This window comes from uncultured Streptococcus sp., from assembly GCF_963521865.1.
Classification (GTDB): Bacteria; Bacillota; Bacilli; order Lactobacillales; family Streptococcaceae; genus Streptococcus.
On sequence record NZ_CAUQWY010000005.1, the window covers coordinates 24,920 to 50,871 of the forward strand.

Genomic DNA, 25,952 nt, shown 5'->3' on the forward strand with positions numbered 1-25,952 from the left:
AAAATCTGGAAATGTCATTCCAGATTCTACTTTTTTATTTACGTTTTCTTGCGATGAGATGGATTGGTGTTCCTTCAAAGACAAAGGCCTTGCGGATTTGATTTTCCAAGAAACGCAGGTAAGAAAAGTGCATGAGCTCTTCTTCATTGACAAAGATAACAAAGGTTGGTGGTTTGGTTGCCACTTGGGTCGCATAGAAAATCTTAAGGCGTTTCCCTTTGTCTGTAGGTGTTGGGTTAATGGCAATAGCATCCATAATCACATCGTTCAAGACAGCTGATGGAATACGTGTATTTTGACTTTCACTGATTTGCTTGATCATCTCAGGAAGTTTGTGGAGACGTTGCTTAGTCAAGGCTGATACAAAGATAATCGGTGCGTAAGGCAGGTATTGGAACTGCTCACGGATATCTTCTTCCCAGTTTTTCATAGTGTGGTTGTCTTTTTCAAGTGTATCCCACTTGTTGACCACGATAATCATCCCTTTACCAGCTTCATGGGCAAATCCTGCGATACGCTTGTCGTATTCACGGATACCTTCTTCCGCATTGATGACCATCAAGACCACATCTGAACGGTCAATAGCACGCATGGCACGCATGACAGAATATTTCTCGGTATTTTCATAAACCTTACCAGACTTACGCATACCAGCCGTATCAATCATGGTAAACTCTTGACCATCTGTATCTGTAAAGTGGGTATCAATGGCGTCACGCGTTGTTCCAGCAACAGGACTAGCAATGACACGGTCTTCCCCCAAAATAGCGTTAATCAAGCTTGATTTTCCGACGTTGGGACGACCAATCAGACTAAACTTAATGACATCTGGGTTTTCTTCCTCATATTCATTTGGAAGATTTTCCACGATGGCATCTAGCACATCCCCTGTACCGATACCATGGACAGATGAGATAGGCAATGGTTCACCCAAACCGAGAGCATAGAAATCATAGATATCATTTCGCATCTCAGGGTTGTCCACCTTGTTAACTGCGAGGATAACTGGTTTATGGGTCTTATAAAGTTTACGGGCTACGTATTCGTCTGCATCGGTAATTCCTTCCTTACCAGACACGACAAAGACGATAACATCGGCTTCTTCCATGGCAATTTCTGCCTGGTGCTTGATTTGTTCCATGAAAGGAGCATCGACATCATCGATTCCTCCTGTATCAATCATGCTAAAGGAACGATTGAGCCACTCACCCGTTGCATAGATACGGTCACGTGTCACTCCTTCGACATCTTCTACAATGGAGATTCGCTCACCAGCGATCCGATTAAATAGGGTTGATTTCCCAACATTGGGACGTCCTACAATGGCAATAGTTGGTAGGGCCATAATTTCTCACTTTCTACAATAACTTCTTCTGTTCAAGATTTTTTCTAGTTGAGCTTGGTTCAGCTTGACCAAACTGTTCTGCTAGGCGCTGACTCCAGCTTGTGGTCGCACGCGCCCCAGCATAGTCAGCCTGTACACGGTCATAAGCTTCGATTGCCTCAGTTGACTGTTCTTGGTATTCTTCCTCAAACACCACTTGATTCAATGGCAAGCGAGGTTTGACTTCATGTTCTTCATTTGGTATTCCTAGTGCCATCCCAAAGACAGGATAGGTGTAGTCAGGCAGGTTAAAAAGCTCTGCCACTTCTTCTGACTTGTAACGCACCAAACCGATAATCACACCACCATAGCCCAAGCTTTCAGCTGCCAGCAAGGCATTTTGACCAGCAAGAGCCGCATCGACTGAACTAATCAAGAGACCTTCTACACCTTGAGGTTGGAAATTGTCAGTATGAAGCTGGGCTCCCTTTTCCGCTCGGTTCAAATCTCCGACAAAGAGAAGGAAAACAGCAGACTGGCGAATAGCTTCTTGAGGTACCAATTCATACAAGGCATCTTTCTTCTCTTGACTTCGTATTACAATCACAGAGTAGGATTGAAAATTCTTCCAAGACGAGGCCATTTGGGCTACTGTCAGGATTTCGGTCAAGTCTTCCTGAGGAAGGGCTTGCTCCTTAAATCTGCGCACTGAAGTGTGAGCCTTCATTAATTTGATTGTTTCTGTCATCGACGGTTTACTCCTTCTAAACGAGTCTCCTCAGCCAAATAACGGATGCGTTCCATGACGCGTCTGGCTTCCCAGGTTTCGTCATTTCCATGCTTCCCTTTAGCGAAATGCTGCTCCAATTCTTCAAAGTTGAAGTTGGAGGTGAAAAAGGTCGGTAAATTTTCCTGCATCCGATATTGAAGAATGACTTGCAGGATTTCATCACGTACCCAAGCTGTTGATTGCTCGGCACCAATGTCATCTAAAATCAGGACTTCAGAAAGCTTAATCTCATCCACCAAGGTCTTAACATTACCATCACCGATAGCATTTTTGACATCGATGACAAAGCTAGGATAGTGAAGGAGAGTGGATGAAACACCACGTTTTTCTGACAAATCATGGGCTAGGGCAGCCACCATGAAACTTTTACCCACACCAAAGTCTCCATATAGGTAAAGACCTTTTCGAATAACTGGATATTGCTCCACGAAGGCTAATAGCTTTTCAAAAACTGGCAAGCGACCCAAATCATCCAAGTCAACTTGAGCTAAACTAGCTTTCTTGAGACTGGCTGGCAGATTGATTAACTTAAGACGGTTCTTAATAGCCGCTTCTTTTTCAGCCGCGATTAGTTCAGGAGTTTCTTCATAAGAAACGTCCGCATAACCATGATTCATAACCAAAATCGGCTTGTAGCCTTTGGCAATATAATCCGTATCCCCACGGAGAAACTTGTCACGCTCGGTGATGTACTGATTAAACTTGGAGATACTGCGATTCAATTCCTCTGGAGTCAAGGATTCTTGCTGGATAAAGGCCACAACATCAGGGTCCTTCATGATTTTCTGAATCAAATCTTGATAATGAAAACGGCTAGGTTGACGTTTGAGTACGTCTCCGACACTTTCCATCTAATCTCCTCCTTTTTCTAATCGAGCTAATAGTTCTTGTTTCTTACGTTCTAGTTCCAGACGAGTTTCCTCGCTGGTTTCATTCTTATAATCTGGATTGCTCCACTTAGGTACATTGGACTTGGCAGGACTGTGGTTACTGCTTTTTTGAGCCTGACTTTTCTGCCCTCGCTCACGGATCCGAAGAACTGCCTCTTCTGCCGAATGAATCTTTTGATAGGCGTAGTCATTGGCTACCTTCATGGCATATTTCTCATTGATATTTGCCGAATCTACCTTATTAAAGGTCAACAAGAGAATAATATTGATGACTTCATCCAGCAAGCCCAAGCCAGCCATCTGTTGCAAGAGGTCTCTTTCTGTTTGGGTAATACTTGCCTTACGAGTTTGCTTGATTTCTGCTAAGAACTGCAGGGCAGTTTTGCTTTTAGCCTCTTTGATAATGGTTGCTTCCTTAGGACTAAAATCAGAGGAAACAGGTTTTTGAGCAATTTTTTCCCGCATACGTTTGGTTGAAATAACCTGGGAAACAGCTGTTGACTTGGCCAATTGATAAGTTTCAAACCAAGTCCATTTCTTTTCTTCGGCAATGGCAAAGAGGTTTAAGACATCGGACTGCTCATCCGCAAAGCGAAGCCCATCTCGAGCCATAAGCTGACGAAAATGGTCTAAGTCAAAATCGTTGGCCACTTTCTTCTTGAGACCAAGGTCTTCTTGACTTCCCAGTTCTGCCAAATCTGGAAAGACTTGATTGAGTGAGACAGGTATTTCTTCTCCCTCAGCACTCTTAACTTTCAAATCCTCCACAGCTGCATCGCCAATCTTTTTCTCCAAAAGTCTGCGATAAACAGGATGCTCCAAGAAATCTTGACTTGAAAGAGGAGCATGGAGGGCTAGCTGATAGGTATCCCCCTTTTGATAAAGGGTTAAGAGATTGAAAGCAGATAGGATTTTCAGGGATTTTATCAATCTATCCATCCCAAAGTTGAGATGGTTTAGAATGCTTGAAAAGAGGTATTCCTTTCTGCCATTATCCCAAAAACTAATCGTATAAAGATAAAGGCTCAGTGCCTCCTGACCGATAATCGGGAGGTAGCACTGTACCAGAGATGAGGTATCTTGCGACACCCGATTATTCTTTAAATAAGAAAAACGGTCAATTGGCTTCATTTATCTTTCCTTTTTCTTTTTAGAGGACTGGGTAATTTGTTGGAGCAAGCTCTCTAGTTCACTGACATCCTTAAAACTACGATAGACACTGGCAAAACGTACATAAGTAATCTCGTCCAGTTCAGCCAACTCCTCCATGACGAGTGAACCAATGTCCTCACTTTGAATTTCATTTTCATTTCGACCACGGAGTTTCTGTTCGATACGATTGACTACCATGTTGATTTCATCACTTGACACAGGGCGTTTCTGGGCTGAGCGGATAATTCCATTAAATATTTTATCTCTGGAGAATTGTTCCCGTGTGCCATCTTTTTTAACAACCACTAAGGTTCTTTCTTCTACTCGTTCGTAGGTTGTAAAACGGTGTTGGCATTCATCGCACTCACGTCTTCTACGAATGGTGTTCCCTTCTTCTGCTTGGCGACTATCGATAACACTTGACTTGGTAGCCCCACATTTTGGACAACGCATCCTTTCCCTCCTTATCGTTTTCTTTTCATTATACCATTTTTTAAACGATTCCCAAAACAATTCTTCTTTTTGCTTGACAAGTTTTTTGTTTTGTTGTATCATTTAATTAATACAAAAGGATAGGAGAAAGGAGACCAAGATGTCCTGGACATTTGACAATAAAAAACCCATTTATTTACAGATTATGGAGAAAATCAAGCTTCAGATTGTTTCCCATACACTGGAACCCAATCAACAACTTCCAACCGTGCGAGAGCTGGCTAGCGAGGCCGGTGTCAATCCAAACACCATCCAAAGAGCCTTGTCAGACCTTGAACGAGAAGGATTTGTCTACAGCAAGCGAACAACTGGACGATTTGTGACTGAGGATAAGGAGCTAATCGCCCAATCGCGCAAACAATTATCAGAAGAAGAATTGGAACACTTCGTTTCCTCCATGACCCATTTTGGCTATGAAAAAGAAGAACTACCAGGCGTAGTCAGTGATTATATTAAAGGAGTTTAAGCCTATGTCATTACTAGCATTTGAAAATGTATCCAAATCTTATGGAGCAACCCCAGCCCTTGAAAATGTTTCCCTTGACATCCCAGCTGGAAAAATTGTTGGTCTCCTTGGGCCAAACGGCTCAGGAAAAACAACCCTGATTAAACTAATCAATGGCCTCTTACAACCAGATCAAGGACGTGTCCTTATCAACGACATGGACCCAAGCCCAGCAACCAAGGCCATCGTGGCTTATTTGCCTGATACGACCTATCTCAATGAGCAAATGAAGGTCAAAGAAGCCCTAACCTACTTCAAGACCTTCTATAAAGATTTCAATCTTGAACGCGCCCATCATCTACTTGCAGACTTGGGAATTGATGAAAATAGTCGTCTCAAGAAACTATCAAAAGGTAACAAAGAAAAGGTACAACTGATTTTGGTTATGAGCCGTGATGCTCGTCTCTACGTTCTGGACGAACCCATTGGTGGGGTAGACCCAGCAGCTCGTGAGTATATCCTCAATACCATTATCAACAACTACTCCCCAACTTCTACTGTTTTGATTTCTACCCACTTGATTTCTGATATCGAGCCAATCTTGGATGAAATTGTCTTCCTCAAAGATGGAAAAGTCGTCCGTCAAGGTAATGTAGATGACATTCGCTATGAGTCAGGTGAATCCATTGACCAACTCTTCCGTCAGGAATTTAAGGCCTAAGCAAAGGAGATTATTATGTTTTGGAATTTAGTTCGCTACGAATTTAAAAATGTTAACAAGTGGTATTTAGCCCTCTACGCATCCGTGCTCATCCTTTCCGTCCCCCTGGGAATGCAAGGACACTACTATAATTATATATCTTTCAAAGATAGCCAACCTTTCCTATTTATCTTTCTGGCTCTCGTCTTTGGTGGCTTGATAATTACACTTTGGATTTCAACCATTTTCTTGATTATCAAACGCTTCAAAGGTAGTGTCTATGACCGCCAAGGCTATCTGACTTTGACCTTGCCAGTTTCTGAGCACTATATCATCACAGCTAAATTAGTCGGAGCCTTCATCTGGTCTATACTTAGCTCGGCTGTACTGGCTCTAAGTGCTTTTCTTATTGTGACTATAACGGTTCCAGATTGGATGTCACATTATGACTGGTTCCCACTTGTAGGAACATACCTCCCTAAACTCTCTCTTGTGGGGTTATCCTTCCTACTAAATACTATTTCTGGAATCCTCTGCATTTACTTAGCCATTTCCATTGGACAACTGTTCAATGAATACCGTACCGCACTCGCTGTTGCAGCCTACATTGGGATCCAAATCGTCATAGGATTTATTGGAGTTTTCTTCAATACCAGTACTAACTTCTATGTCAATTCACTTGCAGGATTTAATGATAATTTCTATATGGGAGCAAGTACATCCATTATCGAGGAACTCATTTTCATAGCTATCTACTACCTCGGAATCTACTATATCTTGAAAAACAAGGTTAATTTGCAATAGTTTCATAATCAAAAAGGATAACATCTCATCGCAGAGAGGCTATCCTTTTTCTTTTATCTCATTTTCTGTCTAACTTTATCTTACAAACGAATCCTTCTAACCAATTAATACTCTTCGAAAATCAAATTTAAACTACGTCAGCTTCACCTTGCCGTATATATGTTACTGACTTCGTCAGTTCTATCTACAACCTCAAAACACTGTTTTGAGCAACCTGCGGCTAGCTTCCTAGTTTGCTCTTTGATTTTCATTGAGTATAAATAACAAAATCTGATTTAAAGGTCTTGTTTAATTTCTCTATTGTGACACTATCATTATATTCCTTACATATTTTCATAGCTTTGGAACATTCTTTTTTACCTAACTCTACTTGATTCGTTTTTATGAGATAAATACCTTTTAAAAAAAGCAAATAAGTCTTTTCAAAATAATATCCTTGTCTGGTCAGTAAATTTTCTAAATCATCTATAAAAAATTGAGCGCTATCTAACAAATTATTTTTTAATAATAATTCTAAATTAAATAAATATAAAGGAATTACTCTATGTGTTCCCATGTCTGTTTTTAAAAAATGTCGTGTTTTCTTGATTACCACTCTATATAGTAAGCTAATGGTTTTAGTATTCATAAAAAACACCGAATTATAGAAAATTTTCAGTTCATACTCCATCCAATTATCTACAGAAAGCAAATACTTGATTAGCTCATTACATTTAGATGCATTGTAAGGAAGGTTTGCAAGCCGATTAATCTGTTGTTCAGCAATCAATTTTATGTGATAATTGCATAAACTTTTCTCCTGCTTTTGTTTTAGCTCTATTTTCTTTATTAGTTCTTGTAACAAAATGATATCTGAAGAGTTCACAGCATGTTCTAATTCTTCAAAAAAGCATTCTTTTTTGGAATAATAGCAATGAACTAATTCTTCAAATTCCGAAAATGAGATCCCAAGACGATTTAACAGAATATAAAAATGATCAATAGATAATTTGGTAATCCCATTTTCGAAACGAGAAATAGTTGATTCACTAATCTTATCACAAGCCAAATCTTTAAGACGAAAATTTTTTGAAATACGAATATCCTTTAAAACTGCTCCAAAATTTTCCATACTATTCCTCTTCCATTTCTGCAAAAAATAAAACCTGTTTTTTTATTTATGATATGATTATATCAAAAATAAAACAGAAAGGACAATATGATTATGAAAAAATTTTATTGTCATCAGTTGCTTTACTGAGCCTAGTGTCAACACTAGCAGTAAATAGTCCAGTTTCTGCTCAAGAATCATCCTCTCAAACAACTTATAGTAAGTCAAGTGGAAGTTGGATAAAGTCTGGTAGCCGTTGGTGGTATAAACATTCTGATGGTTCTTATACTACAAATGGATGGGAACAAATAAATGGCACCTGGTACTATTTTGATAGTGAAGGTTGGATGAAGACAGGTTGGATTAAAGAATCTGGGAACTGGTATTATTTAAATACTAGCGGTGTCATGCAAACTGGCCTACAGACTATCGGTGGAAACGAATATTATCTATCTACTAGTGGTGCTATGCAGACAGGTTGGCAAAACATTGGGGACGATACCTATTTCTTTGCTGATAGTGGAGCAAGACAAACGATTAATCGTCGGGCTTTAGTTCTTGGTGAAACATCAACGAGAGCAGTACCTATCGAAGATGTTAATGCTATGGAAAAGGTATTTAGTAACCAAAACTTTAGTGAAGTTGTTCGTTTCCCAGATAAAACTAAGTCCGAGATTATTGCAAAAATGGAAGAACTTTTCAAATCTTCTAGCGAAAGCGATGTGAACTATCTTTACCTTACCTGTCATGGTGGAGAAGATGGAACGATAGCCATTGGTAGCGATGGTCAGACATTTTCAGGATGGGAATTGGCATCTCTACTGAAACAATATAAAGGTAAGTTTGTGGTTATGCTGGATTGTTGCTATTCAGGAAAAATTATAAATGTAGGTAAGCCAGACAAAAAGGTTGCCTCCAAGTCTGAAGAAAGATTTGATGAACAAGCATTTTTGGCAGGATTTTCAACAGGAGATCTAGCAAGCAAGAATGGCGAAATGCTTGATTCTAAATTCCTCGTACTATGTGCCTCTTGTATGGGTGAAGAATCGTATAGTTTAGTCGGAGTAGGTAGTCTTGCCACTAGATACTGGGCAATGGGTACAGGTTGGGATCCACTTCAAAATAGAATGATTTCGCCTATGGCAGACACCAATACTAACGGAAAAATTACTTTAGAGGAACTGTATCAATACTCTTATCCTCTAGTCCTTCAAGCTGCATCACAAATTCACGAAGAGCAACATGTATCAGTTTATCCAAAAAACAGTCAATTTGTTTTATTCAAAAAATAAGGAGTTCATAAAATGAAAATATCACAAAAAATCACACTATTTAGTTTGTCATTGGCAGGGTTGGCTATGTTTATTCTTCCTCAATCTGCCAAAGCTTTTGAGCTACAAGAGGTATGGCGTATTAAGGGTGGTGTTCAATATCAAGATGGTAAAATTCTTCGATTTAACAATGGCCATGACATAGATATCAAAGCCTTGGATTTGCCAACAACTGAGAAAATCGAGTGGAAAGTTACTTTAGATGGTCAAGACCAGACTGTCAATTTCCTAGCTCAAGAAGTGGATAGATCCAATATCGGTGAAGAAGGACGTTACCTGAATTTCTATGTACCTTATGGCTATAGAGGAGATATCAAGGTAGAGGCCAAGAGCGGAAATGAGGTGAAGACCTGGTCCACTAAAGTGGTTGATGATGTATATCATGACGGTGGAAAGAGAGGCTACTACCATATTAAAGAATCTAATGATCAATACACCTACCTTGATACCAAATGGGACTATCAAACCAAGACTTATACTGCCACCTTACCAGAGACTGTCAATGGTCAAAAAGTTTTTGCTTGGGCAGAGGAGTCTGGTGGTATGAAACTTGTAAAACCAGGAGTTATCAGTCATTCCTACAAGGGGGGAGGAGCCTTCAGAACACTTTATCCGATTGTAAAAGCAGAAAGCTGGCTAAATCGAAAAAATAGTGACGATGAAACCTGGTACTATCAAAAACAAGGTCAATTAGTGCAGAACGCTTGGGTTAAGGACAATGGAACTTGGTACTTTATGAATGATAAAGGAGTCATGTTCAATCAAACTTGGTTCTATCAAGGTGGCAACTGGTATGCCTTTAAATCATCAGGAGCTATGATTGCTAGTGACTGGCTATATGATAATCACTCTTGGTATTACCTAAGAGACTCAGGTTCTATGGCGACAGGTTGGATCAAAGATAGTGGCTCTTGGTATTACCTAAGAGACTCAGGTGCTATGACGACTGGTTGGGTCAAAGATGGCGGTCAGTGGTACTATCTTGATTCAACTGGTAAGATGCTTCACAATACCTACACACCAGATGGTTACTATGTAGATGCCAGTGGCGCTTGGAAATAATCTAAAGTACACATTTTATTCTATCAGTTATTAGTGTACCTGCTCAGACTAAATGTTATCAGAGCTACAAGAAAAATCTAGATGATAATAATAATAATAATACGAAAAGCGAATCGAAACAACAAATTCTGTTTTGTTCGCTTTTTGTTTCAATCTGTGTCATTACGATATTTTCATTTAATTGTATATCCCCCCAAAATTTACATTTTTATATGAAGTATTTGATAAAAAGGAGTATAATGACTTTAAAACTAATTACATGTATATCGATAAGGAGGTCAACTCTTTATGCTGAAAAGATTTGTTAGTAAGAAGCACCTCGTACTTTACTTCTTTTCTATTGCCATTACTTGGCTGGAAGCGATTATCACGCCAGCCCTTGTTCAAAATATTGTTGCTAGTTTTACCAATCAAGAGCTAGGCATTCTTTGGAAAGTATTGATTCTAGGAATCCTTGGTAATCTTATCCTCTTACTAGGTTTGGCTGGGAAACGCTATTACTACGCCCGTTTGATTACTGACTTCAAATATGGAATCAAGAGTGCTATTTTCAAGCGATTTTTAAACAGTTATGAGATTGATGAAAAGGATATTTTGTCTGACCTAGAAAACGACGTCAAGCAACTAGAAGAAAGCTATATCGAGCCAACGGTTATCATCATTTCTTCTCTTGGCTTCACAACTGTGTCCATTCTCTATGCCCTGTGGAGCAATTTTTACCTGGGCTTGATTTTCATCCTCTTCTACTCCTTTCCTGTACTCTGCAGTGCTATCGGATCCAAGCGTTTGGATTCACTTTCTGAAAAGCGGTCCACTGTTAACCAAAACTACTTAGCAAGCTTGACAAATTTTATTGGCGGTAGCCAACAAATTCGCCATTATCAGGGGCAAGACTACTTTTTTGCTCGCTATCAAAAGCAATTACAAACCAGTCTAGATACCGAAATTAACTATGAAAAGCAACGAACTTTAAACAGTCTCTTGATCAATAGCATCGATGCCTTTTGCTCCGTCACACCAATCGTCATCGGTGGCTTTATGACCTACTATAATTATTTAGATGCGGCGAGTTTTGTGGCCATCTATCTGGTTTCCCATAATATTGGCTATCAATTTCAAGAGCTAGCCTACTTTACCAATACCCGAAAAGCGACTCGAAGTCTTCTCAACAAATACCAAAAACTTTTGGGTCAGTCTGACTCCATCTCGCCTAGAAGCATAGAAAACATTTTCCCTATCCAACTTGAGACCATCTACTTGGAAAAAGATGGAAACATCCTCCTGTCTCCGATTTCCATACACATCAAGCAAGGAGAAAAAATCGCCATTATTGGGGAAAGTGGCTCTGGTAAAACAACCCTGCTCAATATCATCCATGGAGAAGAGACACCGACAAGTGGACGGATTGGCTTTGCTGGTCAAAACCTGTCACGTCAAGAAATCACAAGTCTTAGTTCCTATATCCTCCAAGATAGCCATTACTTTGACACGCTCTCTCTGGACGACAATATCCTTCTAGGACTGGATAAAAAGGAGGAACGTTTAACTTACATCCTCAAAAAAACAGGATTAGAACATTTGAAAAATCGAACACTTAGCAATGACAGTCTATCTGGTGGCGAGAAACAACGCCTTGAAATCGCTCGCGCCCTCTGCCATGATAGCCAACTCATCTTAGCAGATGAGATTAAGGCCAATCTTGACTCGGAAAATAGCAGAAAAATTAGCGACTTGCTCTTCTCCCTACCTCAGACAGTCATTGAAGTCATTCATCACTACACGGAAGAAGACTTAAAACACTATGACCAAGTCATTCACTTAAGCAGAGAAAAGTAATAGTCTATAACATACGATTTGAAAAAGCAAGGAACTCGATTTCCTTGCTTTTTAACTCAATATCAAACTAGCTACGATAGGGCTGACAAAGACATAGAGAATACCGGTAACACCGATAGCCAAACCACCCATAGCTCCTGCTACAGAGCCGTATCGGAAGGCTGTTCCTGTTCCGACTGCGTGACCTGTTCCACCGAGGGAAAGACCAACAGCTACTGGATCGTCAATTTTCAACCACTTTAAAAGGGTTGGGCCGATCACACTGGTTAAAATCCCAGTTGCCACAACAACGACCAAGGTCACAGTCGTCAAACCTTGCAATTTTTCTGTGATTCCCACTGCCATGGCGGTTGTTACTGACTTAGGAAAGAGAGAAATGGCTAGGAAAAAGTCCATTCCAAAAATCTTAGCCACAAGGGCTGTGAAAGAGGTATTGACCACTACCGCTAGCAGACTACCAAAGAGAATACTGCGAGCATGGTGCTTCATCAAGTGAAAACTCTTATAAAGGGGAATTCCTAGAGCAACGGTCGATGGGACAATCAAATTATTCAAATAAATCCCACCTTGGTAGTAATCTTGGTAAGAAATACCTGTCACTTTTAGAAAAATGATAATGAAAACAGCTGACAAAAGCAAGGGCGTTGTCAAAGGATGGGGAAAACGTCTGTAAATCAGCATTCCTACTAGATAGGCTAAGATAGACAGGGCAAGCCCAAACAGGGGATTGGAAACAAATTCACTCATTTGGCATCTCCTTTCTCATAATCTCCTTCAAACCGTCGTTTGATAAACTGAACCACCAAGGCTATGAGGATAATATTGATGACTGCTGCAAAAAAGACAATCAAAACAATGGGCAAAAGATAGGGAGCAATCACATCAAACTTCTCCATGATTCCCACTGCTGGCGGCAAAAAGAGAATAGTCATATTCGCCAGCAAGAAATTCCCGACCATGTTGACATGCCTAGTTCTCAGCCACTTGAATTGTAGGGCTAGAAAGAGAATAATCAAACCGATAATACTGCCTGGGATAGGCAAATGAAAGAAACTGGAAATCCCCTCTCCGATTAGAGAAATCACAAAGAGAATCATTAATTGAACATATAATTTCATCCTAAACTCCACGAAATAGACTTCTTGCATACCAGTTTACTCTTTTTTCAGAAAATTTCAAGGAAATGCACAAGAGTCATTAAAAATTAGATAGGAAAGGGGATACAAACAATTCTTGACTTGTGAAAACAGGCATGATTTAGGATAAAAGATGCCAGCGTCCTTCTTGCCAGCTTTCTTGAAAAGTAGTATAATTATTGCATGCGCAATCATCTTGTGATACAGAGACTGTCCGTGAATGGACTTTCTTCTATTTATAACTCTAAAAAGAAAGGAGATACTATGACCTACTTGGAAAAATGGTTTGACTTCAATCGTCGTCAAAAAGAAATTGAAAGTCTCTTGGAAGAGACAATTGCTCAGCAGAGCGAGCAAAGTCTGACTTTGAAAGAGTTTTACCTCCTCTACTATCTGGACTTGGCTCAAGAAAAATCTCTACGCCAGATTGATCTGCCAGATAAGCTTCATCTGAGCCCGAGCGCTGTTTCTCGGATGGTGGCTCGCTTGGAAGCCAAAAATTGTGGTCTACTTAGTCGCAGGTGTTGTGATCAAGATCGACGCTCTAGCTTTATCTGCCTGACAGGTGATGGGCAAAAGACACTGGCCACACTACAAAAGGCTGTTGAAGAAAGCTTGGAAACTGGTTTGGATTTCTTGATTTAAGATGATTTTAGAAAAAAGTTGCGTGCGCAATCATTTTTCTTGACATTCTCTTTTACAAGGAGTAAAATAAAATCATCATTAAACAAAGGAGTTTTAAACATGATTGAAATTACCTATCTAGATGCCAGCAAGAACGAAAGAACTGTGACTTTCGAGTCTTATGAAGACTTTGATCGTTCACAACAAGCTTGCCTTATCGGCGTCGCAGACTACTACCCTGTTCAAAAATTGACTTACAACGGTCATGATTTGGACTACCATGGGACTTATGGAGATATCTTCTTCTATCTCAAGAAACAAGATTTAAGCCAATATAACTAAATAAAAAAGGAGAAATACAATGGCAAAAGCAATTACAGATGCAACATTTGAACAAGAAACTAAAGACGGTTTGGTCTTGGTAGACTTCTGGGCAACTTGGTGTGGTCCATGTCGTATGCAAGGTCCAATCTTGGATAAATTGTCTGAAGAACTTTCAGAAGATGTCTTGAAAATCGTTAAAATGGACGTTGATGAAAATCCAAACACAGCTCGTGCTTTTGGAATCATGTCTATCCCAACTCTTCTCTTCAAAAAAGACGGCCAAGTGGTAAAACAAGTTGCTGGTGTTCACACAGCAGAACAAATCAAGGCCATCGTTGCTGAATTGAGCTAATCACACTAGAGACCAAGTACTTTCTTTGGTCTCTTTTTTCTTGCCCTTTGCCATTTTTCAAAAAATATGCTAGACTATAAGTAGAATATTACGATGTTTGGGACATGCCATCGCTAAAAAAAACCTCTACTTGGTATTTTTTAGCTCCCTCAAGGGAGCTTTTTGCGTGCTCTGAACATTTCCCATTTTGGAAGGAGTACTATGAAACGTCAATCAGCCTTGGTCGTCTTTAGTGGCGGTCAAGATTCTACAACCTGCCTCTTTTGGGCTAAAGAACACTATGAAACGGTCGAAGCCGTTACCTTTGCCTACGGCCAACGCCATCATCTGGAAATTCAAGTCGCTAGAGAAATCGCTGAGGACCAGGGGATTCGTCATCATATCTTAGATATGTCTCTGCTGGGACAAATCACTGAAAATGCCCTGACCTCTGATCTGGAAATTGAACAAAAAGAGGGGGAGATTCCCAATACCTTCGTTGATGGTCGCAACCACCTCTTTCTATCCTTTGCAGCAGTTCTTGCCAAGCAACGGGGCATTAAAGACATCGTGACAGGTGTCTGCGAGACAGACTTCTCAGGCTACCCCGATTGTCGAGATGTTTTTGTCAAATCCCTCAATGTCACCCTCAACCTTGCTATGGATTACGACTTTGTTATCCAAACACCTCTCATGTGGCTAGACAAGGCTGAAACTTGGGAGTTAGCTGACCAACTCGGTGCCTTTGACTATGTTCGTGAAAAGACCTTAACCTGCTACAACGGAATTATCGGGAGCGGCTGTGGAGATTGCCCAGCCTGCCACCTACGTCAGCATGGTCTAGATGTTTATCTCTCACAGAAAGGAGAGGCCTAATGTTTTTTGCACCCAAAGAAATCAAACAGGAAACTGGGGAGTCTCTGGTCTACAATTCTCACAGAACCTTGGTGTCAAAAGAATTTACCTTTGATGCTGCCCACCACCTCTTTCACTATGAGGGAAAATGCAAATCCCTACACGGTCATACCTATCATTTGCAGATTGCTGTCAGTGGATTTTTAGATGAACGTGGCATGACCTACGATTTTGGAGATATCAAAGCGATCTACAAAAACTACTTAGAGCCCCACTTGGATCATCGCTATCTCAATGAAACTCTTCCCTATATGAACACGACTGCTGAAAATATGGTTTACTGGATTTTTCAAACCATGAACCAAGAGTTGCCTGACGAACGTGGTCTCCGTTTGGAATATGTTCGCCTCTATGAGACTCCGACTGCCTTTGCAGAGTTTAGACGGGAGTGGTTAGATGACTAGGGAACGTGTCCTCAAACTACCAGTTCTAGAAATTTTTGGCCCAACCTTTCAAGGCGAAGGTCGTGCTATCGGGCAGAAAACCATGTTTGTCCGCACTGCTGGTTGCGACTACCACTGCGACTGGTGCGATTCTGCCTTTACTTGGGATGGCTCTGAAAAACCAACTCGTATGACAGCTGACGAGGTCATTGCTGCCTTGGATAAATTGGGGAGCTACGACTATGTCACCCTATCTGGGGGAAATCCTGCTATCCTAGCAGCCAACATGGCTGAACTCGTCACTAAACTCAAGGAACGTGGTGTCACTCTTGCTGTTGAGACCCAAGGCTCCCGCTGGCAAAATTGGTTGAAAGACATCGACCAAGTCACTCTGAGCCCCAAACCTCCTTCATCCAAGATGGAAGTCAACTTTGAGACCTTGGACTTTATCGTTTCCCAACTGGACCCTGACAAGGTCACCTTTAAAATCCCTGTCTTTGACGATGCCGATTTGGCCTTTGCCAAAGGGATTCAGGAGCGCTACCAACCAGATGTCCTTTTCTTATCAGCTGGAAATCCTGAGCCCAGGGCTACAGGCAATATTGTCCAAGACCAACTGGACCGTCTCAAAGAACTCTGGGAACGAGTCGCTACTGACGATAGCTGGGGCAATGTCCGCGTCCTTCCTCAACTCCATACCCTCCTCTACGACAACCAACGTGGTGTTTAAGATTAGAAAGAAAAAATCATGTCACAACAAGAAGAAATGAAAAACCTCAGCCTACTAGGCAACAAAGAAACCAACTACATTTTCGAATATCAACCAGAAGTCCTCGAATCCTTTGACAATCGTCATGTGGAAAATGACTATTTTATTAAATTTAACTGTCCTGAATTTACCTCACTTTGCCCAATCACTGCTCAGCCAGACTTTGCAACGATTTATATTTCCTACATTCCTGACAAGCTCTGTGTTGAGTCAAAATCCCTCAAACTCTACCTCTTTAGTTACCGAAACCATGGAGATTTCCACGAAAACTGTATCAACACCATCGGGAAAGACTTGGTCAACTTGCTAGACCCTCGCTATTTAGAGGTCTGGGGAAAATTCACTCCGCGTGGTGGCATTTCAATCGACCCCTACTACAACTACGGTAAGCCAGGAACTAAGTATGAAGGCTTGGCAGAACAACGCCTCTTCCAACACGACCTTTATCCAGAGAAAATTGACAACCGCTAAACTCATACGAAAAAGCCCTGTTCCTCAAAATGAGGAGCAAGGCTTTTTGAGTTTCAATTATTCTTCTGTTCCAAGGAAGTTTTTAGCAACAAGGGCTGCAAGAACACCACCAACGATTGGGGCAAGGATGAAAATCCAAACTTGTTGAAGGGCTGCACCACCAACCAATACAGCTGGTGCCAAGCTACGAGCTGGGTTTACTGAAAGTCCAGTAATGTTCAATCCCACAAGAATCATCGCCATCAAGGACAAACCAATTACCAAACCAGCAATCGCGCCATTTCCCTTACTTTCTGAAGTCACGGTCATGATAACTAAGACAAACAAGAAGGTTGCGATTGTTTCAAACAAGAAACCACCAAAGACAGTGACACCGTTTGCCAAGGCGTTTTCACCAAGACTAGCAGTTGACATACCTGAGTTAGTCAAGAGGAAGAAGACAGAAGCAGATGCTAAGAAAGCTCCAACTACTTGCCCAAGGATGTAGTTTACAAGCTCTGAAGATGACAAACGTTTGTTTACAAACATAGCGATCGAAACAGCTGGGTTCAAGTGAGCACCTGAAATAGTTCCGATTGAGTAAGCTGCAACCACGATTGCCAAACCAAAGGCAAAGGCGATTCCTAGGTGACCAAGGCCTTCAAGACCATTTCCAAAAACAACAGCTCCTGTCCCAACGAACACAAGCATGAACGTACCGATTAACTCAGCGACAAATTTTTTCATTTTCTTTCTCCTTTTTTCAAAAACTAGATACTAGTCTATCAAAAGAGGGAAAGGGTTTCAAGAAAATTGATTGGAAATTTTCTTGAAAATCATGAAACAACTCACTTGTTCTTAGTATTGAAAAGACTGGATAGCTTCTTTCAAGTCATCTTGTAAACTATTTCTCTGGTCAAGTTGGACATAAACTTCCAACAGACAAGATCTGAAGTTGGAAAATTTATAAAAATCTTCCCTTTCTTCTATCGGAAAGTCAACAGCTTTTATCCAAGAAGCTACTTGCTCTTGCTCCAACTTCCCTTGTAAAATAGGTTCATAGATCACTCTGGCTAAACGCCAATCTTCATCATCTGTAAAACGAATGGGAATTCTTTTAAATAATTGACCAAGTATCTCAAATACTTCATGAACTCTGTTTTTAGGAAAGTTTGGATGACAAACCACCTCTGTCAGTAAATCGGCTCCATGTGCAAAAGCGTGAACCCAACCATACTGGCTTGAAAAACCTGTCGTGTCTTTTTCTTTTGAAAGATAGTACAAACCTTGATTTAAAAGGACATTACGAATTTCTGCATTTAATTCCTGATAAAAAATCGATTGCTTGTTGGCATCCGCAGACAAGAGATTTGCATAAATAAGCGCCCTAAAAGAACGTTCAAGGGTTGACAGGCCTACCTTATCAATTTCTTTATCTAGTCCTCCATCAGCTGACACCACCTCAGCAATGAAATGAAATTGTTCCTGTGTAAATAGCTCTTCCTGAATTCCTCTAGCAAAGCTTGTAAAAACAAGCTCATCGCGAATTTCTGGAGAAGAATCTCCCAAATAATCAAGCAACCACTGGATTTCTTCCTCATGATAACTTGGTTTTTCTTCTGCTATTTTTCTTAGTAACTTTTGATACATGGTCAATACCTCTACATTTCTAGCAACTTGATATAATCTAGACCCCATTTCTCGACAGCATCTAAAACAACTCTGAATTCCTGCCCCACTTCAGTTAAGCTGTACTCAACTCGTGGTGGAACTTCGGCATAGACCTTTCGTTGAACAATCTTATCCTTTTCTAATTGACGGAGATGACGGGTCAAAATAGTTTGAGTAATCCCAGGCAATAATCTCTGCAATTCTTTAAATCGTTTGGTACCCGTACTCAACTGATAAATGATTACCAGTGCCCATTTCCCCGTTAAAACCCTCTGAGTTGTCTCAAATGGACAAATACCATACTCACTCACTTTATTTGTCATAAAATATCTTCTTTCTATTTTTTAAAAAAATTTATCTTTTAGTATCAGTAAAAGTACTACTTTTGATACTAGCTATCAAAAAAGTATCTACTTGTTTTTTTGTTTGTAACTGTTACAATTATATCATAAAAAAGAAATGGAGAATAGATATGTCAACAAACTTAGAAATTTTCAATGCTTATAACCAAGCTTTAATTGCTGGTGACTTTCCTGGTGTCTTTGAAACGATGGCAGACGATATTGTCTGGCATCAACCTGGTACTCATAGTATATCTGGTACAGTTGTTGGTAAGGACAAACTAGGACCTCACTTGGCTACATTTGCTGAGAAAACTAATGGAACCTTTAAGGTGATAACAAATTGGGTTTCTGACAATAAGGATTTAATCGCAGCCAATGTTACTTTTCTTGGAACACGTGCTGATGGTACTGAACTCAATATGAACGGGATTGACCTCTTCCGTATTGAAGACGGAAAAATCAAAGAAGTTTGGCTCTTCTCTTCAGATCAAGCTGAAGAAGATAGCTTTTGGGGATAATTTAAGAGGCTAGGACAAAAAATTTTGATTTTAGAATTCTTTATTATAAATTTTTAAAATCGATAGATTAGAAAAAAAGCGAACAAGACAGAATTCTGAGTGTCAGATAACTCGTTTTGTTCGCTTTTTATATTTAAGGTTAGACTTTTGTCCCAGACTCTTTTAATTTACTCTCCCAACTGGGCACTGTAGGCAATAATCTGGTCAACTGTGTCTGACAAGAACTGGATGGTATCACGGAGTGGTTTGTCTGTTGAAATATCAGCACCGATAATCATGGCTGACTCAAGTGGTGTCTTGCTGCCACCTGATTTGAGGAGATTGAGCCAGTCTTCAGCTCCAGTTTCGGAATGTTTCAAATGAAGGTAACCCGCAGTAGAGATAACAAGACCAGCAGAGTAAGTGTAGCTATACAAACCCATATAGTAGTGAGCTTGGCGCATCCAAGTCAGAGCCGCATCGTCGTCAATCTCAATGGCATCTCCCCAAAAGTCTGTCAAGACTTCCTTCATAATGCTGTTGAGTTTGCTTGCTCCAAAGGTTTCTCCTTCTTCAATCAATGTATAAACCTTACGCTGGAAGGCTGCTTCCAAGAGATGGGTGATGAAATTATGGAAGTAGGTGTCTGTCAAGCGGTGAGCCAGAGCGAAGCGTTTTTGACGTGGGTCGTCAGACTGGTTCTCTAAGTAATCACTGAGAAGCAATTCATTGAAGGTTGACGGTGCTTCGACATAGTAAGTAGACATGTGGGCATTAAAGTAGCTCTGATGATTATCTGAGAAGATGAATTGACCAGAATGTCCGATTTCATGAATCAAGGTATAGACATCGCTCAAACGACCTGTCCAGCTCATGAGGACATAAGGGTGCACGCGATATGGATCCGCCGCATAACCACCAGAATCCTTCCCACTATTGGCAGCGAAGTCCACCCAGCGCTCTTCTTGATAGCGAGCAACTTCCTGACAATATTCTTGTCCCAAAGGTTCTACAGACTTCATGACCAAATCATAGGCATCATCAATGCTCACTTGAGGATTCAGGGCGCTGTCCAAATCCAATTTCCAGTCTGCAAAGGTCATCTTTTCAAGACCATTTACCTTGGCAACATGCTTGAGGTATCTCTGAGCAACTGGCGCAAAATCCTTCATGATGAGGTCAATCTGGCGGTCAAACATGGCACGATCCACTTCCTGCTCAGCCAGAAGATAATCAAAGACGGAGTCGTAGCCCTTCATATCAGCCAAGAGTTTTTCAGACTTGACTTGGGCTAGATAGGCTGCTGCAGCCGTATTTTGGTGCTTACGAAGTCCTTCTGAGAAGGAACGGAAAGATTTCTCACGAACCTCAGCATCCTCGTGGTTTTGGTAGAAATTCTCATAGGTCACAAAGCTGTTTTTGTAGGTCTTGCCATGGGCTTCAAAGTCAGCCATTTCAAAATCCCCAGCTCGCATCTTAGTGTAAATATCCTGCGGACTGTAGAAAACTTCACCAAGATTGGTCAAGGCCTTCTCCACATCAGCCCCTAGATAGTGGGCTTTTTTGATTTTGGCCTGACGGATGGCCGCCATCAAATGAGGTAATTCACCCAAACGGTCCAAGACTTTCTCATCAGCTTCCACCAAAGCATCGTCAAAAAAGGTCAAGGCTACACTGGCATCTGTTTCAAATTCCATACCAGCTTGGGCAATATTAGCAAATTCTTCATTGCTATAGTCTGTCGTCTGCGGCATAAAACCATAGTTTCCAATATGGCTCATCTGAATATAGATTTGTTCCAATTCCTCAAATGCCTTTTCAAAATCCTCAAAAGTATGAAGATTACCCTTGTAGTCACGGCTAAATTGATTGATGTCTTCGCGAGCCTTCTCAATTGCACGCAAGAAATCCTCATGATCTTGGTATAGGGCTGTTAAATCCCAAAGTTCCTTCTCTGGAAATTCTGAACGGTGTTTTTGTTCCATTTTCTTCCTCTTATTTCTCTAATTCTAATAAAACACTAAGGGCTGATAAAGCGTAAAGTGGTGCTGTTTCTGCTCGTAAAATGCGAGGACCAAGACCTGCCAAGATTGCTCCCTTAGCTTCAAAACTTTCAATTTCTGCAGGTGACAGGCCGCCTTCTGGACCAAAGATAAAGAGCAGTTTGGCTCCTTTTTCAAGACCAGCGACTGCTTGTAAAAGCTCAGCAGCTTCTCCTTCTTTGGCCGACTCTTCATAAGCCACTACGATAGAGTCAAACTGGTCCAGTTGAGCTAGAAAGTCTGCTTTCTTTTCAAAAAGCTGGATACTTGGGATACGATTTCGCTTGCTTTGTTCTGCTGCTCCAAGGGCGATTTTTTCTAGTTTTTCAACCTTTTTACCCAATTTCTTGCCATCCCATTTGGCAACCGACCAATCGGCAGGAAAGGCCCAGATTTTACTGGCTCCTAGCTCCGTCACTTTTTGAGTAATGAACTCCAGCTTATCTCCCTTAGGAAATCCAGATGCGATGGTCACTTGGACTGGTAGCTCTACATTGTCAGCTAACTCTTCAACCAACTCAAACTGACGAGCTTCCACATCCAGCACACGCGCCAAGCGCTTAATTCCATCATCAAAGACCAAGGTAACATGGTCATCTTCTTTCAAGCGCATAACCTGAAACATATGCTTGCTGGTTTCCTTGTCCTCGATAGTGACAGGAGAGATAGCACTGCCTTTGACAAAATACTGCTGCATGCTAGGCTCCAATCACACCCGAAATATCCTTAGTCTTTTTGAAAACACAGGCATTCCATTCCCCTTGAATCATATGGGTTTCAAGGAAAAATCCAGCTGACTCAGCCGACTCACGCACCATATCCCATTTATCCTTGATAATCCCACTCATGATCAGGTAACCTTCGTCCTTGACCAAGCGATAGGCATCCTCCGTCAGATGAATCAGGATATCCGCTAAGATATTAGCTACAATCACATCTGCCTCAATCTCAACTCCCTTAAGCAAGTCTCCTGCTGCTACATGGATGTTTTCCATGCCAGGGTTGAGCTCAATATTTTCCTGAGCAACTCGAACTGCCACATCATCTAGGTCATAGGCGAAAATTTCCTTAGCACCAAGCAGCGAGCTAGCAATAGAGAGAACCCCTGAACCAGTCCCCACATCTAGCACCGTTTCGCCACCACGAAGAACCTGTTCCAAGGCAAAAAGGCTCATCTTGGTAGTTGGGTGGGTTCCAGTACCAAAAGCCATCCCAGGATCTAGCTTGATAATCTTTTCCCCAGCAGTCGCCTCATAGTCTGTCCACGACGGCACGATGGTCAAATCATGAGTGATGCGAGCAGGTTCATAGTATTTCTTCCAGTTGTCTGCCCAGTCTTCCTCAGCCAAGGCAGTCGTCCCCATCTTGACTTCACCCAAATCCATAAAATCTGTCAATTCTGCTAGACGAGCCTGCAAATCTGACTCAACCGTTGCTACATCAACCGTATCAGGGTAATAGGCTGTCACTACGATTTCTTCTTGCTGCTCAACCTCTGGGAAAATCTCGCCGAAGCGGTCAACATTTCCCACATAGTCCATGCTGTCTTCAATCGCAACGCCTTGCGCTCCCAGCTCGATCAAGAGATTGGAAACCAACTCCTCTCCCTCACGCTTCACTGTAACTTTTAACTCTTGCCATGTTTCCATCATTAAGATACCAAGCCCGTAAAACACAAAGCCAAAATAGGAAACTCTCTGAAGACGCTTGTGTCTAAGAGAAGTTTATCTTTTTGGCACCGTGTTTAGGGCGGGTTCAGTTTAGAAATGTAACTGAACCATCCTTTCTAATCACTTACTTTTAAATAATCTTTTAATCTCTCTTGCAACTGAGGTACTGCCTGTTTAGAATTGAGAAATTCCTCAATAGACATCAGTTTATAAGCCTGTCCTTCATCTCCGAAGATGATATTGTCAAATTGTTCTTGTCTTAGCTGACCAACCATAAAGACCGATTGCTTATCTTTAAAGATTACGCTAGGATAAATCTTGCTCCAAAGCAGACAGTCTTCATCTAAATGAATTCCCAGTTCTTCATAAACTTCACGCGCCACGCACTCAAAAGGACTTTCATCACCTTCACGTCCACCGCCTGGAAGTTCCCACATATTGGGCCAGGGAATGCTTGCCTTATCATCGCGTAAGATAGTCAATAGCTTATCCCCACAAAATAAAGCAATCTTACAGCCTGTGAAATCAGAAATCTCTATTTCCATATTAGACTCCTTCGGTTAATTCCTTTTCCAGCTCGGCTAACCAGTTTTGATAATAGCTTTTCTCATCCCGTAACATCCGGCTGCTATTCATTTTATGTCTAGCAATCTTCATAGCCTTGTGAGTTTGAACTACATCTTTCCTTACCTTAAATTGGTACCAAGCTTGAATGACCTGCATATCTGCTGTTTTTATAGATAGAAAGGATTTGACCCCTCGATTGCTTGCATATTCTTCCGCTTTCTTATTATCTCCTTCCAGCAAGGCAATTTGAAGAAGGTATAATTGGGAAAGAGTTTGAGACATCGGATTGTCTGTTTTCTCTAGCACAGACTGCAACTGTTGCTTTGCAAGTTCTATATTATCATCCAATATGAATACCAACCCCTGAAGAGTCTGAACACTTTCTGCAAAACTCCCTTTCGCATCCTCAGCAACAGGAATGATAAAGTCTTTTAAATCATATTCTTGAGGAGCTAGCAAGGTCTGGGCAGAATGCCTCAACATCAGGTAGGCGTATTTCGTATTTTCAGGGTGTTGTAGCAATTCCCATATTTTTGCTCCATCGGTGATGTCGACTGGCAAAATGTTATTTAGGAAGAAAGACAAATTAAGAAAAATCCAAGTCCCTGCAAAATACCAGCTTCTTGTCAAAAATCCAAACAATATCGCCAATAACATCAAGCTGAGATGAACCATCAAGCCTCCTGAAAGCATCAGGATGATTCTTTGATCGCTCTCATCCTCTTTTAAACCAATGTATTGAGCACCAACATTTTTCAGAATGGCTGTTCTACTAAGATGAAACCTGCCTGACTTTTTGGTCAAAATAAAATGTCCTAATCCAAAAGCCACCAGCCGATAGCCTGTCAAGTAGCCACAAAAAGCATGTCCCAGCTCATGAAGAATAAAGATTAAATACATACTTAGAAGAGCGAAGGCATAACCAAAAGTAAAGGCTAAAACTGCGGAATACCCCAACTCTGCAAATGCGATTGTTCCACAAGCACAAGCTAGCATAATAAAGACAACAGCTAGCACATAAACCAAATAAATCCCAATTTTCTTCATAAAACCTCCAACCAACTCCTAGTATCTCGGATAAGGGTAAAATTCTCCTTCTTCCAATCCAACTTTTCCTTCTTCAAAGACTTCTTGGTTCCATTCCATGACAAATTCTTCTGCTTCTGGGTCTTCCAAAAAGTCCATGAGGGCATCTAGCCCAACCTCAGCAGTATCTTTAAGGAATAGCGCAAAATAAGCTAAAAATTCACGAGAAAAACCTTTTTTAGGTAGGTAAGGGATAACCGTCAAATAGTCTTCCTCATTGACTGTTGACTTGGCAGGGTTGTAAAAAAGGACTGCTTCTTCAAAGAGGATATCATCTGACGAAACCTCTCCGTCTTCATCCACCATCTCCACACCTGCAGCATTTTGTGCTTCCAATAGAAAACTCACTTCAACCGCGTGGTTGCGCTTGTCCCAACTAATCTCAAAGTCAAAGGGAAAATTCTTCTCCAACTCTTCCTCTAAAACATCTAAAAATCCATATGTTGCCATTTTGTCCTCTTTCTATGCGACTCTTTAATCGCCCCGATTGCTCGGAAATATGCTAAAATAGATACTACCATCTTACCACAAAATTATTTTATGTCCTAATTATACCATATTACCTCATTTAATCCCTTGGTATCAGTGATTTTCTTAAACGGTTGATTTCCTTATTTTTTCCAAAAAGTCAACACAAAAAGCCCTCGAAAGGGCTAGCAAATCTATAGGATCAATAGACAAGTAACCAGCACAATTAGGAGTGCTTTTTTTATTGACTATTCCCACGATGTCACACTTAATTCTATGCTTGTATCTTCTTATCTGCAATAGCGTCTGTCAAAGTCTGAGAAAAGTTAAGTCCCATTTCTCGTCCCAACTTATCTGCCCATCTTGGTATGGTCAATGTCTTTTTAATTGGTTCCTGACTTCCTAAGTACTCTGATACATCAACAGATACCATAGAAATAAAAGATTTATCAAGGTCATAGGTTGACACGAAATCTTCATCATCTTTAAAAGGATCATTATCAATTAAAGACAAGCTATTGATATCTGATGGCTGGGGCAAATCTCCATCACTCTCTATTAAATCTGCGACAGTAATTCCTAACCACTCCGAACCCATAGCCAAAGCCTCAGAAATCCCCGCACCTTGTGTAGCTGAGTATTCAAAATCTGGGAAATGAACAAAATAAGTCGCTTTTACCCCATCTGTATCATCATAATAAAATAAAGCTGGATATGTCACTAACATTTCACTACCTCCATATCAAAAAGCAGGGGCTG

General features: G+C 40.8%; 32 protein-coding genes. 14 read left to right on the top strand and 18 right to left on the bottom strand.

The genetic code is table 11. From position 1 onward, the window contains the following. Positions 1-34: 34 nt before the first annotated feature. From der to nrdR, 5 genes are read right to left on the bottom strand one after another with little or no spacing between them, the layout of a single operon-like run. A complete protein-coding gene (gene der / locus RWO85_RS02640; protein WP_001207696.1) occupies positions 35-1,345 on the bottom strand; it encodes a ribosome biogenesis GTPase Der in 1,311 nt (436 codons plus the stop codon). Between the two features lie 13 nt (positions 1,346-1,358). After that, positions 1,359-2,072, bottom strand: a complete 714-nt coding sequence (locus RWO85_RS02645; protein WP_314413819.1) for an NADPH-dependent oxidoreductase — start codon at positions 2,070-2,072, stop codon at positions 1,359-1,361. Further along, positions 2,069-2,965 carry a primosomal protein DnaI gene (gene dnaI / locus RWO85_RS02650; protein ID WP_314413822.1) on the bottom strand — a complete coding sequence of 299 codons (897 nt, stop codon included), beginning with the start codon at positions 2,963-2,965 and terminating at the stop codon, positions 2,069-2,071. Before dnaI ends, RWO85_RS02645 begins: the two co-directional genes overlap by 4 nt. After that, positions 2,966-4,135 (bottom strand): replication initiation and membrane attachment family protein, encoded by a 1,170-nt coding sequence (locus tag RWO85_RS02655; protein WP_314413825.1) that lies wholly within the window; start codon positions 4,133-4,135, stop codon positions 2,966-2,968. It abuts the gene before it with no gap. Continuing rightward, the gene (gene nrdR / locus RWO85_RS02660) at positions 4,136-4,609 is read right to left on the bottom strand and encodes a transcriptional regulator NrdR (protein ID WP_001203672.1); all 474 of its coding nucleotides are present in this window, start codon (positions 4,607-4,609) and stop codon (positions 4,136-4,138) included. Between the two features lie 139 nt (positions 4,610-4,748). Here nrdR and RWO85_RS02665 point away from each other — a divergent pair, with 139 nt between their 5' ends. The 3 genes from RWO85_RS02665 to RWO85_RS02675 are packed head-to-tail and all read left to right on the top strand — an operon-like array spanning position 4,749 to position 6,597. Then, the gene (locus tag RWO85_RS02665) at positions 4,749-5,114 is read left to right on the top strand and encodes a GntR family transcriptional regulator (RefSeq protein WP_000119150.1); all 366 of its coding nucleotides are present in this window, start codon (positions 4,749-4,751) and stop codon (positions 5,112-5,114) included. Positions 5,115-5,118: 4 nt separating this feature from the next. Then, positions 5,119-5,814 carry an ABC transporter ATP-binding protein gene (locus RWO85_RS02670; protein WP_000054197.1) on the top strand — a complete coding sequence of 232 codons (696 nt, stop codon included), beginning with the start codon at positions 5,119-5,121 and terminating at the stop codon, positions 5,812-5,814. 15 nt (positions 5,815-5,829) lie between these two features. Beyond that, positions 5,830-6,597, top strand: coding sequence for a hypothetical protein (locus RWO85_RS02675; RefSeq protein ID WP_314413828.1), 768 nt, complete (start codon positions 5,830-5,832; stop codon positions 6,595-6,597). A gap of 247 nt (positions 6,598-6,844) precedes the next feature. Here RWO85_RS02675 and RWO85_RS02680 read toward each other — a convergent pair whose 3' ends face one another. After that, positions 6,845-7,708 carry a helix-turn-helix domain-containing protein gene (locus tag RWO85_RS02680; RefSeq protein WP_314413830.1) on the bottom strand — a complete coding sequence of 288 codons (864 nt, stop codon included), beginning with the start codon at positions 7,706-7,708 and terminating at the stop codon, positions 6,845-6,847. A 53-nt stretch (positions 7,709-7,761) separates the two neighbouring features. Here RWO85_RS02680 and RWO85_RS02685 point away from each other — a divergent pair, with 53 nt between their 5' ends. From RWO85_RS02685 to RWO85_RS02695, 3 genes are all read left to right on the top strand, one after another. After that, entirely contained in the window at positions 7,762-8,979 is a 1,218-nt protein-coding gene (locus tag RWO85_RS02685; protein ID WP_314413832.1) for a caspase family protein, read from the top strand. Positions 8,980-8,991: 12 nt separating this feature from the next. Next, positions 8,992-10,080: an N-acetylmuramoyl-L-alanine amidase family protein gene (locus RWO85_RS02690; protein ID WP_314413834.1), complete on the top strand. Its 1,089-nt coding sequence runs from the start codon at positions 8,992-8,994 to the stop codon at positions 10,078-10,080. A gap of 288 nt (positions 10,081-10,368) precedes the next feature. Beyond that, positions 10,369-11,916: an ABC transporter ATP-binding protein gene (locus RWO85_RS02695; RefSeq protein WP_314413836.1), complete on the top strand. Its 1,548-nt coding sequence runs from the start codon at positions 10,369-10,371 to the stop codon at positions 11,914-11,916. A gap of 51 nt (positions 11,917-11,967) precedes the next feature. Here RWO85_RS02695 and RWO85_RS02700 read toward each other — a convergent pair whose 3' ends face one another. Together RWO85_RS02700 and RWO85_RS02705 are read right to left on the bottom strand one after the other, a co-directional pair. Next, positions 11,968-12,663: an LrgB family protein gene (locus RWO85_RS02700; protein WP_314413838.1), complete on the bottom strand. Its 696-nt coding sequence runs from the start codon at positions 12,661-12,663 to the stop codon at positions 11,968-11,970. Next, positions 12,660-13,034, bottom strand: a complete 375-nt coding sequence (locus tag RWO85_RS02705) for a CidA/LrgA family protein (protein ID WP_000781325.1) — start codon at positions 13,032-13,034, stop codon at positions 12,660-12,662. Before RWO85_RS02705 ends, RWO85_RS02700 begins: the two co-directional genes overlap by 4 nt. 282 nt (positions 13,035-13,316) lie before the next feature. Between RWO85_RS02705 and RWO85_RS02710 the strand changes: the two genes are divergently transcribed. The 7 genes from RWO85_RS02710 to queF all read left to right on the top strand — a co-directional run bounded on the left by RWO85_RS02710 (position 13,317) and on the right by queF (position 16,869). Further along, entirely contained in the window at positions 13,317-13,697 is a 381-nt protein-coding gene (locus RWO85_RS02710; RefSeq protein ID WP_033676510.1) for a MarR family winged helix-turn-helix transcriptional regulator, read from the top strand. A 99-nt stretch (positions 13,698-13,796) separates the two neighbouring features. Continuing rightward, positions 13,797-14,018, top strand: a complete 222-nt coding sequence (locus RWO85_RS02715) for a DUF4649 family protein (protein ID WP_000570255.1) — start codon at positions 13,797-13,799, stop codon at positions 14,016-14,018. Positions 14,019-14,037: 19 nt separating this feature from the next. Further along, positions 14,038-14,352, top strand: coding sequence for a thioredoxin (gene trxA / locus RWO85_RS02720; RefSeq protein ID WP_001029581.1), 315 nt, complete (start codon positions 14,038-14,040; stop codon positions 14,350-14,352). Positions 14,353-14,553: 201 nt separating this feature from the next. Next, positions 14,554-15,207, top strand: a complete 654-nt coding sequence (gene queC / locus RWO85_RS02725) for a 7-cyano-7-deazaguanine synthase QueC (RefSeq protein ID WP_314413841.1) — start codon at positions 14,554-14,556, stop codon at positions 15,205-15,207. Beyond that, positions 15,207-15,650: a 6-carboxytetrahydropterin synthase QueD gene (gene queD / locus RWO85_RS02730; protein ID WP_061759259.1), complete on the top strand. Its 444-nt coding sequence runs from the start codon at positions 15,207-15,209 to the stop codon at positions 15,648-15,650. Before queC ends, queD begins: the two co-directional genes overlap by 1 nt. Then, the gene (gene queE / locus RWO85_RS02735; RefSeq protein WP_314413843.1) at positions 15,643-16,359 is read left to right on the top strand and encodes a 7-carboxy-7-deazaguanine synthase QueE; all 717 of its coding nucleotides are present in this window, start codon (positions 15,643-15,645) and stop codon (positions 16,357-16,359) included. The genes queD and queE overlap by 8 nt, the downstream gene beginning before the upstream one ends. Positions 16,360-16,377: 18 nt before the next feature. Further along, positions 16,378-16,869 (top strand): preQ(1) synthase, encoded by a 492-nt coding sequence (gene queF / locus RWO85_RS02740; RefSeq protein WP_000082587.1) that lies wholly within the window; start codon positions 16,378-16,380, stop codon positions 16,867-16,869. Between the two features lie 57 nt (positions 16,870-16,926). Here the strand turns inward: queF and RWO85_RS02745 are convergent, their stop codons facing one another. The 3 genes from RWO85_RS02745 to RWO85_RS02755 form a co-directional block, all read right to left on the bottom strand. Further along, complete coding sequence (locus RWO85_RS02745; protein WP_314413846.1) at positions 16,927-17,595, bottom strand: MIP/aquaporin family protein; 669 nt, start codon at positions 17,593-17,595, stop codon at positions 16,927-16,929. A 111-nt stretch (positions 17,596-17,706) separates the two neighbouring features. After that, entirely contained in the window at positions 17,707-18,498 is a 792-nt protein-coding gene (locus tag RWO85_RS02750) for a DUF2785 domain-containing protein (protein ID WP_314413932.1), read from the bottom strand. An 11-nt stretch (positions 18,499-18,509) separates the two neighbouring features. After that, positions 18,510-18,842 carry a helix-turn-helix domain-containing protein gene (locus tag RWO85_RS02755; protein WP_314413847.1) on the bottom strand — a complete coding sequence of 111 codons (333 nt, stop codon included), beginning with the start codon at positions 18,840-18,842 and terminating at the stop codon, positions 18,510-18,512. Between the two features lie 149 nt (positions 18,843-18,991). Between RWO85_RS02755 and RWO85_RS02760 the strand changes: the two genes are divergently transcribed. Beyond that, a complete protein-coding gene (locus tag RWO85_RS02760; RefSeq protein ID WP_314413849.1) occupies positions 18,992-19,381 on the top strand; it encodes a nuclear transport factor 2 family protein in 390 nt (129 codons plus the stop codon). Between the two features lie 167 nt (positions 19,382-19,548). Here RWO85_RS02760 and pepF read toward each other — a convergent pair whose 3' ends face one another. The 7 genes from pepF to RWO85_RS02795 all read right to left on the bottom strand — a co-directional run bounded on the left by pepF (position 19,549) and on the right by RWO85_RS02795 (position 25,920). Beyond that, the gene (gene pepF / locus RWO85_RS02765) at positions 19,549-21,345 is read right to left on the bottom strand and encodes an oligoendopeptidase F (protein WP_314413851.1); all 1,797 of its coding nucleotides are present in this window, start codon (positions 21,343-21,345) and stop codon (positions 19,549-19,551) included. A gap of 10 nt (positions 21,346-21,355) precedes the next feature. Continuing rightward, on the bottom strand, positions 21,356-22,099 hold the full coding sequence (locus tag RWO85_RS02770; protein ID WP_314413853.1) for a 16S rRNA (uracil(1498)-N(3))-methyltransferase: 744 nt from the start codon (positions 22,097-22,099) through the stop codon (positions 21,356-21,358). 1 nt (position 22,100) lies between these two features. Beyond that, a complete protein-coding gene (gene prmA, locus RWO85_RS02775; RefSeq protein WP_314413934.1) occupies positions 22,101-23,051 on the bottom strand; it encodes a 50S ribosomal protein L11 methyltransferase in 951 nt (316 codons plus the stop codon). Positions 23,052-23,188: 137 nt separating this feature from the next. Further along, complete coding sequence (locus tag RWO85_RS02780) at positions 23,189-23,617, bottom strand: NUDIX hydrolase (protein WP_314413855.1); 429 nt, start codon at positions 23,615-23,617, stop codon at positions 23,189-23,191. A 1-nt stretch (position 23,618) separates the two neighbouring features. Continuing rightward, the gene (locus RWO85_RS02785; protein ID WP_314413858.1) at positions 23,619-24,686 is read right to left on the bottom strand and encodes a site-2 protease family protein; all 1,068 of its coding nucleotides are present in this window, start codon (positions 24,684-24,686) and stop codon (positions 23,619-23,621) included. A gap of 18 nt (positions 24,687-24,704) precedes the next feature. Continuing rightward, complete coding sequence (locus RWO85_RS02790) at positions 24,705-25,175, bottom strand: DUF3013 family protein (protein ID WP_000257122.1); 471 nt, start codon at positions 25,173-25,175, stop codon at positions 24,705-24,707. A 292-nt stretch (positions 25,176-25,467) separates the two neighbouring features. Next, the gene (locus tag RWO85_RS02795) at positions 25,468-25,920 is read right to left on the bottom strand and encodes a type II toxin-antitoxin system HicB family antitoxin (protein ID WP_203213457.1); all 453 of its coding nucleotides are present in this window, start codon (positions 25,918-25,920) and stop codon (positions 25,468-25,470) included. Positions 25,921-25,952: the final 32 nt, after the last annotated feature.